The sequence below is a fragment of the Pseudogulbenkiania sp. MAI-1 genome (genome assembly GCF_000527175.1).
Classification (GTDB): Bacteria; Pseudomonadota; Gammaproteobacteria; order Burkholderiales; family Chromobacteriaceae; genus Pseudogulbenkiania.
Genome location: NZ_AZUR01000001.1, coordinates 1701906 through 1710000, shown reverse-complemented (window position 1 = coordinate 1710000; position 8095 = coordinate 1701906). Strand labels below are relative to the sequence as shown.

The 8095-nt window shown below is 64.4% G+C and carries 7 protein-coding genes; 1 reads left to right on the top strand and 6 read right to left on the bottom strand.

Going from position 1 to position 8095, the window contains the following annotated elements; translation table 11 throughout:
- Positions 1-9: 9 nt before the first annotated feature.
- From PSEMAI1_RS0107915 to PSEMAI1_RS0107890, 6 genes are all read right to left on the bottom strand, one after another.
- Positions 10-2313 carry a Tex family protein gene (locus PSEMAI1_RS0107915; RefSeq protein ID WP_024302360.1) on the bottom strand — a complete coding sequence of 768 codons (2304 nt, stop codon included), beginning with the start codon at positions 2311-2313 and terminating at the stop codon, positions 10-12.
- Between the two features lie 58 nt (positions 2314-2371).
- Complete coding sequence (locus PSEMAI1_RS0107910) at positions 2372-2728, bottom strand: STAS/SEC14 domain-containing protein (RefSeq protein ID WP_024302359.1); 357 nt, start codon at positions 2726-2728, stop codon at positions 2372-2374.
- 36 nt (positions 2729-2764) lie between these two features.
- Positions 2765-3655: a DMT family transporter gene (locus PSEMAI1_RS0107905; RefSeq protein WP_051460261.1), complete on the bottom strand. Its 891-nt coding sequence runs from the start codon at positions 3653-3655 to the stop codon at positions 2765-2767.
- 21 nt (positions 3656-3676) lie between these two features.
- Positions 3677-4561 carry a DMT family transporter gene (locus PSEMAI1_RS0107900; protein WP_024302357.1) on the bottom strand — a complete coding sequence of 295 codons (885 nt, stop codon included), beginning with the start codon at positions 4559-4561 and terminating at the stop codon, positions 3677-3679.
- Positions 4558-5088 carry a hypothetical protein gene (locus tag PSEMAI1_RS0107895; protein WP_024302356.1) on the bottom strand — a complete coding sequence of 177 codons (531 nt, stop codon included), beginning with the start codon at positions 5086-5088 and terminating at the stop codon, positions 4558-4560. Before PSEMAI1_RS0107895 ends, PSEMAI1_RS0107900 begins: the two co-directional genes overlap by 4 nt.
- Before the next feature lie 67 nt (positions 5089-5155).
- Positions 5156-6265 (bottom strand): aromatic ring-hydroxylating dioxygenase subunit alpha, encoded by a 1110-nt coding sequence (locus PSEMAI1_RS0107890; protein WP_024302355.1) that lies wholly within the window; start codon positions 6263-6265, stop codon positions 5156-5158.
- Between the two features lie 619 nt (positions 6266-6884).
- Here PSEMAI1_RS0107890 and PSEMAI1_RS0107885 point away from each other — a divergent pair.
- A complete protein-coding gene (locus PSEMAI1_RS0107885) occupies positions 6885-8078 on the top strand; it encodes an acetate/propionate family kinase (protein ID WP_024302354.1) in 1194 nt (397 codons plus the stop codon).
- Positions 8079-8095 lie beyond the last annotated feature (17 nt).

Below are 8095 nucleotides of genomic sequence, written 5' to 3'. Positions count from 1 at the left end.
ACCGCAACACTATCGCTGGCGCAGCTTGGCGAAGGCGGCGGCCATGGCGGTATCGCCTGCCGGCTGGGCGGCGGGCTTGCGGTTGTCGCGCCCACGCGGGGAGTCGGCGCGGGACGATGCGCGCGAACTCGCACCGACTTCGTCGTCAAGCCGCATGGTCAGCGCGATGCGGCGACGCTTGACGTCGACTTCCTGCACCTTGACCTTGACCACGTCGCCGGCCTTGACCACCTTGCGCGGATCGTCGATGAACTTGTTGGACAGCGCCGAGATGTGCACCAGACCATCCTGGTGCACGCCGACGTCGACGAAGGCGCCGAAGTTGGTGACGTTGGTCACCACGCCTTCCAGCACCATGCCCGGCACCAGGTCCTTGAGGTCTTCCACGCCTTCCTGGAAGGTGGCGGTCTTGAATTCGGGACGGGGGTCGCGACCCGGCTTGTCCAGTTCCTTCAGGATGTCCATCACGGTGGGCACACCGAAGCGCTCGTCGGTATAGTCGTGCGGTTTGAGCGTCTTGAGGAAGGCGGTGTCGCCGAGCAGCGATTTCACTTCGCGGCCGCAGCGCGCCACGATCTTTTCCACCACTGGGTAGGCTTCGGGGTGTACCGAGGAGGCGTCGAGCGGGTTGTCGCCATTACTGATGCGCAGGAAGCCGGCGGCCTGTTCGAAGGTCTTTTCGCCGAGACGCGTTACTTTGAGCAACTGGCTGCGGGTGCGGAATGCACCGTTTTGGTCACGATAGCTGACGATATTGGCCGCCAGCGTGGCGTTGAGCCCGGACACCCGTGCCAGCAGCGGCGCGGAGGCGGTGTTGACATCGACGCCGACTGCGTTGACGCCGTCTTCGACCACGCCGTCCAGCGCACGGGCGAGCTGGCTCTGGTTGACGTCGTGCTGATACTGGCCGACACCGATGGATTTGGGGTCGATCTTGACCAGCTCGGCCAGCGGGTCTTGCAGGCGGCGGGCGATGGAGACGGCGCCGCGCAGGCTGACGTCGAGATCGGGGAATTCCTTGGCGGCGAGCTCGGAGGCGGAGTACACCGAGGCACCGGCTTCGGACACCACGATCTTGGTCAGGCCGAGCTCGGGGTGGCGCTTGATCAGGTCCTGCGCCAGCTTGTCGGTTTCACGGCTGGCGGTGCCGTTGCCGATGGCGATCAGCTCGACCTTGTGGCGTGCCGCCAGCACGGCCAGTTCGGCGATGGAGCGGTCCCAATCGTTGCGCGGCGGGTGCGGGTAGATGGTGCTGGTGGCGACGAGCTTGCCGGTATTGTCGACGACAGCCACCTTGGTGCCGGTTCGCAGACCGGGGTCGAGACCCAGCGTCGGGCGCTGACCGGCCGGCGCGGCTAGCAACAGGTCGTGCAGGTTGGCCGCGAACACCTTGATCGCTTCGGCGTCGGCGCTTTCCTTGACGCGCGAGACCAGTTCGAGTTCGAGCGACAGGAAGATCTTGGCACGCCAAGTCAGGCGGACGGTGTCCAGCAGCCACTTGTCGGCCGGGCGGCCGGCGTCGCGTACGCCGACGTGGGCAGCGATCAGTTGTTCGTAGGCCGAGCGCTCGGTGATCGGGGTCTCGTCCGGCTGGTATTTGACGGCGACCGACAGTACACCTTCGTTGCGGCCGCGCAGCAGCGCCAGCGCGCGGTGCGAGGGAGTGGAGCGGATCGGCTCGCGATGGTCGAAGTAGTCGGAGAACTTGGCGCCCTCCTCTTCCTTGCCGGCCACCACGCTGGCGGCCAGCTCGCCTTCGTTCCACAGTTTGTCGCGCAGACGGCCGAGCAGCTCGGCGTCTTCGGCGAAGCGTTCGATCAGGATGGCGCGCGCGCCGTCGAGTGCCGCCTTGGCGTCGGCCACGCCCTTGCCGGCATCGACGTAGGCTTCGGCCACGCCCAGCGGCTCTTGGGTCGGGTCGGCGAGCAGGCGCTCGGCCAGCGGCTCGAGACCGGCTTCGCGGGCGATCTGCGCCTTGGTGCGGCGTTTGGGCTTGTACGGAAGGTAGAGGTCTTCCAGCGTGGTCTTGTTGTCGGCGCCGTACAGCGCGGCCTGCAGCTCAGGGGTAAGCTTGCCTTGCTCGGCGATGCTGTTGAGGATGGCGTCGCGGCGCTCGTCGAGTTCACGCAGGTAGCGCAGGCGCTCGTCCAGGGTTCGCAGCTGGGTGTCGTCGAGTCCGCCGGTGACCTCCTTGCGGTAGCGGGCGATGAAGGGAACGGTGGCGCCACCGTCGATCAGTTCGACCGTGGCGGCCACCTGGGCTTCGCGGACGTTGAGTTCTGCCGCGAGGCGGCTGGCAATGCTGGGCAACATCGGCTTTGTTCTTGTCGTCGGGAAAAAAGCCGATACTGTAGCCCGTCTGCCCGCAAAATCAAGCGGCGACCGGCCCCGCCAGCCAAGCCTGGGCCTCTTCGGCCGACTCGAAGTACTGCACCCGTGTGTGTGACAACAGGCCGGCGATATGGGCCGCGAGCTTGATCCAGACGTCTTCGACGACGATGGCGACGCGTCCCATTTCATTGTCGTGCGCGCGCACGAAGCGCAGTTCCTCGATTGCCATATCGATGGTGAAGTCCTTCAGCTCAGACAGGTCCAGGAAGATGTCGGGCTTGCCGTGTTCGGTGATGCGCTTCATCAGCGCCACCTCGAACAGCTTGAAATCTTCCAGCGTGAATTCGTTGAACAAGGCCACATCGAGGCCATAATCCTGCTCGCGAATGGAGATCATGCCTTTGCTCCTTTGGTGAGGGGACATAGTGTCATTCTAGCGGCGACTGGCGAGGATGCCGCTGATCACGATCAACGTCATTGCCATGACACTAGCCAGCGTCAGAACATCTTGCCACACCAGCACGCCCAAAAGCGTGGAAAACACCACGGTGAGGTAGGAAAGATTGGCCGCCACCAGTTTACGCCCGACCTTGTAAGCCCGGGTCATTGCCAGTTGCGCCACGGTGGCGGTGACGCCGAGCCCCAGCAGCAGCCAGACATTGCTGGCGGTGACGGCATGCCAGCGATCGAACTGCATCAGGATGGCACCGCCGACGGTGGAGATCAGTGCGAAGTAGAACACCACGCGCCATTCCGGCTCGCCCAACCGGCCGAGTTCGCGCACATGCAGATAGGACCAGCCGGCTAGCAGGCCCGAACCGAGGCCGAGCAGCCCGGCCTCCCAGCGCTCGCCGCTCAGGGTGGGCCGCAGCAACAGCACGACCCCGACGAAACCCAGTGTCAGGCCGGCCAAGGCGCGGGCAGAGAGGCGCTCGCGCAACACGATCACCGACAGCAGGGCAAGAAACAGCGGCGAGGTGTAGTTGAGCGTGACGGCGGTGGATAGCGGCAGATGGGCGATAGCGTAGAAGTACAGCAGCAGAGAGGTGTAGCCAATCAGCCCGCGCTGCACGTGGTAGCGCAGGTGCGGCGTGAGGAAGTGCTCACGGCGCCAGCAGGCCGCCACACCCAGCGTCAGCGTGCCGAAGGCGGTGCGCCAGAACACCAACTCGGTCGACGAGAAATGGCGTGCGCCCAGCTTGACGAACAGCCCCATCAGGCCGAAAAACAGCGCGGCGACCACCATCCACGCCGAACCCAAGCGCCAGCGGGATGGTGTTGCTGCATCGGAGGGGGCGGTCTTCGGCCGCTCGGAGGGTTTCATCATGATGCGAGAGATAACGCGTCAGCGGCGTGCCGCCAGCACGCCTGCAAAAACAATCAGGAAGATGCCGGCCAGCGCCTCGAAGGGCAAGACATCTCCCCACAGCAGCACCCCCAACAGTGCGGAGAAGGCCACGGTCAGGTAGGCGAAGCTGGCGACCAGAAACTTGCTGCCTTCCTTGTAGGCGCGGGTCATCGCCAGCTGGCCGCACATGCCGGTCAGGCCTATGCCCAGCAAGGGCCAGACCGTGGTGCCGGTCAACGGCGTGAAGCCTGGCCCCAGCGCCAGCAGCAATGCCCCGAACAGCGAGGCGATGGTGAAGAACCAGAAGACGGTGCGCCATGGCGCCTCGCCCATCCGCCCCAGTTCACGCACCTGGAACACCGCCAGCCCGGCGCTGGCCCCTGAGGCCAGCCCCATGGCGGCAGCGAACCACATGTCACTGCTCATGGAGGGCCGAAGCAGCAGCAGGATACCGCCGAAGCCGACCGTCAGCCCCAACACCCCGGTTCGCGTCAGCGGCTCTTTCAGCCTCACCAGGCAGATCAGTGTGAAAAACAGCGAGGAGGTGTAGTTGAGCGTGATGGCGGTGGCCAGCGGCAAGTGAGTCAGTGCATAGAACAACAGCCCCATCGACAGGTAGCCGATCAGGCTGCGCTGGAGATGGCCGCGCCAGTTGGGCGTCAACGGATTGCGCCGGCGCAGCACCATCACCCCGCCCAGCAGCAGTGCGCCGAACAACGTGCGGTAGAACAGCAGCTCGATGGCACCGAAAGAGCGCCCGCCGACTTTGACGAACACGCTCATCAGCGCAAAGAAGAAGGCGGCTACCACCATCCAACCGGCACCCAGCCGACCGCTGCGCAGCCGCTGCCTGCCCGACTCCCAGTACGCGACCCGGTTCACGAGCGACCTTTCAGCACGACCAGCGACAGGCAGACCGATTCCAGCGAGCGGCGGTAGGTCGCGTATTCGGAGGCGTTGGCGGCACAGCGCGCCTCGATCACGTCGCGCCGGCCGGTCAACAGGAACACTTGCAGATTGCGGCGCATGATCCACAGGCTGTCGGAAACGAACTGCCCTTCGCGGTACGCCACCGTCAACCGCCCCGCCGTCGGTGCCAGCCGCACCAGGCTGGCCGGTTCGCGATCACCATCGGCCTTGCGGAAACGCTCCGCCAGCGACTCCAGCGTTTCGCCGCGCCGCAGGCGGCGTTTGCGTATCTCCACGCTGATCGCCGCGCGCTCGCGTTCGTCGGCCTTGGGCGGCACGACGCGCAGGGTGCGCACGCCGTCGACGCGGGAGGAGCGGACCTTCCAGCCGGACGGCACCGTGAAGCTCAGCCGATCGAGCGGGTCGATATAGCCGGCGGCCTGGGCCGAGAGGGCGAACAGCAGCGAAAATAGCGCAAGGAAACGGGAAATAGCAGGCATTACCGGGCCGGATAAACAAAAAGGCGCGGAAACCCGCGCCTCGCCATTGTGCACCGAATCACCCGGTTTAGCCAGCCAGGTGCTCGCCCATCAGGCGGCGGTAGAACTCGTGGAAGTGCTGCATGCCGTCTTCGGTCGGCGACTGGTAGGGGCCGACTTCGCTTTCGCCGCGCAGCCACAAGGCCTTGCGCCCCTGGTGCATGCGATAACAGATCTCATCGTCCTCCTTGGCGGTTTCGAAGTATGCCGCCTGCTCGGCCTCGATGAACTCCGGCTCGAACCACACTACCTCTTCCGGGTAATAGAACTCGGTGATCACCGTGCACTTTTCCGGGCCGCGCGGAATGGCCACGCTGGCCACCAGCACATGCGGGTACCACTCGATCATGATGTTCGGGTAGTAGGTCAGCCAGATGGCGCCGAACTCCGGCTGCCGGTCGGCGAAGCGGCGCAGCACTTCGTCGTGCCAGGCGCCGTAGACCTTGGAGCCGGGACGGGCGAGCTTGTTCTTCACGCCCACCGTCTGCACGTGGTACTGATCGCCCCACTCCCACTTCAGATCGCCGCAGTCGACGAAGTGGCCGAGCCCCGGGTGGAACGGGTCGACGTGGTAGTCCTCGGAGTAGACCTCGATGAAGGTCTTCCAGTTGAAGTCGTATTCGGTGACGTGCGCGCTGTGGAAGGCGTAGCCCTCGAAGCTCAGGTGCTTGGCGACGGCGAGTTTGGCGAGGTCGGCGGCGACGTCGCGCCGGGCATCGAACAGCAGGCCGTTCCAGCTGGTAAGCGCGGTCTGCCCCAGGTTCAGGCACGGCGTCTGCGGGAAATGCGGCGCCCCGACCAGGGTGCCACCCTTGTCGTAGGTCCAGCCGTGCAGGTTGCAGACGATATGGTTGCCGTTGCCACGGCCCTCGTAGATGGTGGCCTGGCGGTGGCGGCAGACGTTGGAGATCAGGCGGACTTCGCCGTCGACGCGTTTGAGCATCTTGCCGTGATCCATCCAGGCCAGGGTCTGGTAGTCGCCCTCGTTGGGCACCATCAGCTCGTGACCATAGTACTGGGGGGCGTCGGCGAACAGCAGCTTCTGCTCGAGCTCGTAGAACGCCGGATCGAAATAGGTATAAACGGGTAGCTGGGCGGCAGACGCTTGAAGCAGCTGCGGTGAAGCCAGATCAGACATTATTCCCACACCTCCGTGGAAGAAGATATAAGACCAGCCGAATCTCGCTGTTAAGAAGACGAGTTTACGGAACAGATTCAAAAAAACACAAAGGACCCTGCCGGGTCCGAGGCCGGGATTGTGCCCCCATTCCCGACCCCCGGCAAGCTTTTTTTGCCTTGCCCCGAGACTGAGACAACCGGTTTTGCCGGTAAATCCCCCGCACCTCCCCTAAAAAAGTGATTTTTGGCTTTTTTCCCACTTAGAATCAGTGGCTTGCCATATTGATGCAACGCAACATTAGAGCTACGTGATGTTTTGTGCTATAGTCCGCGCCGCACACAATTTGACACAGCTTGGCAAAGCCAGGCCGACACTGCCGCACCTCGGTTTCACCCGGTTTCCGACACCTGATGGCCCTCGGAGACAAGCCGGAAAACCACGACGGTTATTTGGCAGACAGCGACAGATGTTGCCTGCACGAACCTCCTGGCCCCACGGCCCGCGAAGACCATCTCACACACCGGCCGGTCCCCGCGCGGCGGCGGCAAAAGTGCCCGCCGCTTGCCTTGCTGTTTGTCAAAACGACACGGGAAACGAGTTTTTTATCATTCACCCGCTATTTTCAAGATTTAAGCCTATGAGTTCGAGCATTCTCGTCATCAACTGCGGCAGCTCCTCGCTGAAATTTGCCCTCATCGATACCGTCACCCAGCACACCAGCCTGACCGGGCTGGCCGAGAAGCTGGGGCTCGCCGATGCACAGATCACATTCAAGTATCAGGGCGGGAAAGCAGTGCAGACCTTGGCGGCCGGCACGCACGCCGCGGCGATGCATGCCATCCTCGGCCAGTTGCAGGAGCTGGGGCTGTTCGACAGCGTGCGCGCCATCGGCCATCGCGTGGTGCACGGTGGTGAGCGCTTCAAGGCATCGACCCGCATCGATGACGAGGTGATCGCCGCGATCGAGGATTGCGCCCGCCTCGCCCCGCTGCACAACCCGGCCAACCTGCTGGGCATCCACACTGCCCTGGAGAGCTTCCCCGGCCTGCCGCAGGTGGCGGTGTTCGATACCGCCTTCCACCAGAGCATGCCGGAGCGCGCCTACCTGTACGCGGTGCCGATGGCGCTGTACCGCGAGCATGGCGTGCGCCGCTACGGCTTCCACGGCACCAGCTACCGCTTCGTCAGCGGCGAGGCTGCCCGCATGCTGGGCAAGCCGCTCGAGGACACCGCTTTCGTCTGCGCCCATCTTGGCAACGGCGCCTCAGCCGCTGCCATCCTGGGCGGCCAGGGCATGGACACCACGATGGGCCTGACCCCGCTCGAGGGGCTGGTGATGGGTACCCGCTCGGGCGACATCGACCCGGGCCTGTTCGGCTACCTGGCCGGGGCGCTAAAGCTCGATGTGAACGGTGTCACCGAACTCTTGAACAAGCAAAGCGGCTTGTTGGGCTTGTCGGAGCTGTCGAGCGATTGCCGCGAACTGGAAGACGCGGCGCAGGCCGGCAATCCGTCCGCCATCCTGGCGCTGGAGGTGTTCAGCTACCGCTTGGCCAAGCAGATCGCCGCGCTGACGGTGGCGCTGGGCCGGCTCGATGCCGTGCTGTTCACCGGCGGCATCGGCGAGAACTCGTCCTACCTGCGCGAGCGCGTGATCAAGCTGCTGGGTTTCCTCGGCCTGCAACTGGACGCCGACGCCAACCAGCGCTGCATCCGCGGTCAGGCCGGCTGCATCACCACGGACGGTTCGGTCCCGGCACTGGTGATCAACACCAACGAAGAGCTGATGATCGCACTCGATACTGCCGCGCTGGTGGAACAGGCCCGCTAACCTCCTGACTCGGACAA

What these genes read in the sequence shown, in the direction of transcription:
- PSEMAI1_RS0107885 (WP_024302354.1), top strand. Translation starts at nt 6,885, where the DNA reads ATGAGTTCGAGCATTCTCGTCATCAACTGCGGCAGCTCCTCGCTGAAA.
- PSEMAI1_RS0107910 (WP_024302359.1), bottom strand. Translation starts at nt 2,728, where the DNA reads ATGATCTCCATTCGCGAGCAGGATTATGGCCTCGATGTGGCCTTGTTC.
- PSEMAI1_RS0107915 (WP_024302360.1), bottom strand. Translation starts at nt 2,313, where the DNA reads ATGTTGCCCAGCATTGCCAGCCGCCTCGCGGCAGAACTCAACGTCCGC.
- PSEMAI1_RS0107895 (WP_024302356.1), bottom strand. Translation starts at nt 5,088, where the DNA reads ATGCCTGCTATTTCCCGTTTCCTTGCGCTATTTTCGCTGCTGTTCGCC.
- PSEMAI1_RS0107890 (WP_024302355.1), bottom strand. Translation starts at nt 6,265, where the DNA reads ATGTCTGATCTGGCTTCACCGCAGCTGCTTCAAGCGTCTGCCGCCCAG.
- PSEMAI1_RS0107905 (WP_051460261.1), bottom strand. Translation starts at nt 3,655, where the DNA reads ATGAAACCCTCCGAGCGGCCGAAGACCGCCCCCTCCGATGCAGCAACA.